Genomic DNA, 1,841 nt, shown 5'->3' on the forward strand with positions numbered 1-1,841 from the left:
CTATTTCACCTTCGAATCGCGTTTTCACACGGTCTGCAAGACTTGTGCATCAAGCTCAGGCCCATTCCGATGGCTGCCGATAGCCCAACCACGAGAAGCGGCGGTGCACGCCAGATGACAAGAAGGACGAAGCCCGTCGCGGCAATCGCCAAATCCGCCGGGCTCAACACTGCGCTGATCCAGACCGGATTGTAGAGCGCGGCTCCGAGCAGGCCGACGACGACGGCATTGGCACCGCGCATCACCGCTTGCGCGTCGGTTCTGGCGCGTAACACACGCCAGAATGGCAGCGTGCCCAAGAGGCACAAGATTCCAGGCAGGAAGACCGCGACCAATGCGATGGCAGCACCCATGACGCCACCCGGCGGAATGCTGGCGACCGCTCCCAGATAGGCGGAGAAGGTAAACAGCGGTCCAGGCACGGCTTGAACCGCGCCATATCCTGCTAGGAAGGTGTTGTCGGAGACCCAGCCCGGTGAGACCACGGCGTCGTCCAGCAAGGGCAGCGCCACATGGCCGCCGCCGAACACGAGCGCGCCGGATCGATAGAAGGCGTCGAACAACGCCACGGCATCGGAGTGGATCGGCAACAAAGCAAAGGCGAGAAGAACGAAGAAACCGATGAGGCAAACGGCTCCCCGTATGCGCGACAGCGGCATCGCGATTTCGTCGATCGCTTGATCCGCGTCAGCCCGGCACAGCACGAGGCCCGCGAGACCACCCGCGACGATTGTGCCAATTTGAAGAAGCGACCAAGGCGCAAGCAGCATCACGATGAGAGCTACGGTTGCAATCGAGGCACGTGCGCGATCTGGGCATAAACTGCGCGCCATACCCATGACGGCTTGGGCAACGATTGCCACGGCGGCAAGTTTGAGGCCATGAAGCAAGCCCGCGCCAGCGCGAGAATCGGCAATCGTCCCTGCACCAAACGCGAAGAGGGTCATAAGGATCGCCGAAGGCAGCGTGAAGCCCGTCCAAGCTGCCAAACCGCCAAGCAAGCCACCTCGCATTAGTCCGATCCCGAACCCGGTCTGACTTGATGCCGGGCCGGGCAGGAACTGTGATAGGGCGACCAGATCGATATAAGCGCGTTCAGTCAGCCATCCGCGTCGATGGACGAATTCCGCATGAAAGTATCCGAGATGCGCAACCGGGCCGCCGAAGCAGGTGCAGCCCAGCCGCAGGAAAATCAGCAAGATTTCCAGCGGCGAGTTGGAGGCGCGCTCTGCGGTATCTGGTTTCATCGACAAGGGCGAAGCCCCGTGCTTAGGCCTTGCCTATTCCGCGGCCAGCATCACCGTGGCCTCTTCGGCGCGCATCCACACGGCGGTGTCGTGGAACACCGCACCACCGGCGGGGAGCGCGGGTTCGTCGCTGGTGAGGACGTTGATGCCGTGTTGGAGGCCGCCGAAGGAGGTGGCGGGCCAGATGCTTTCGACCACCACCGTGCCGGGGGTTTGGCCGGGGACGTGGCGGGCGTGGAGGACGACCTCGCCGCGTTGGTTGCCGAGGCGGATGAGGGCGCCGTCGGCGATGCCGAAGCGGGCGGCGTCGGCGGGGGCGATCAGGGCTTGGGGGCGGCCTTCGCGTTTGCGGGCGGTGGGGGTCTCGGTAAAGGTGGAGTTGAGGAATTGGCGGGCGGGGGCGGCGACCAGGCGGAGGGGGCGGTCCTCGGTGGCGAGGTCCGTGAGAGGGGCCCAGTCGGGCAGTTGGGGGAGTTTTCCTTCGGTGTCGCCCAGGGCCTTCCAGTCGGCGCGGAAGTGGAATTTGCCGTCCTTGTGGGCGAAGCCGTCGAGGAAGTGGGCTTCGCGGAAGGGGAGTTGGACGTCGATCCAGCG

The 1,841-nt window shown here is 64.4% G+C and carries 2 protein-coding genes; both read right to left on the reverse strand.

What is annotated here, in order from left to right; all coding sequences use genetic code 11:
• Positions 1-5: 5 nt before the first annotated feature.
• Complete coding sequence (gene chrA, locus GSQ76_RS26475) at positions 6-1,247, reverse strand: chromate efflux transporter (protein ID WP_158747087.1); 1,242 nt, start codon at positions 1,245-1,247, stop codon at positions 6-8.
• 33 nt (positions 1,248-1,280) lie between these two features.
• The coding region (locus GSQ76_RS26480) for a molybdopterin dinucleotide binding domain-containing protein (RefSeq protein ID WP_272482691.1) at positions 1,281-1,841 on the reverse strand (561 nt) is incomplete at its 5' end.

It is taken from the genome of Acidisphaera sp. L21, assembly GCF_009765685.1.
Taxonomy (GTDB): domain Bacteria; phylum Pseudomonadota; class Alphaproteobacteria; order Acetobacterales; family Acetobacteraceae; genus LMUY01.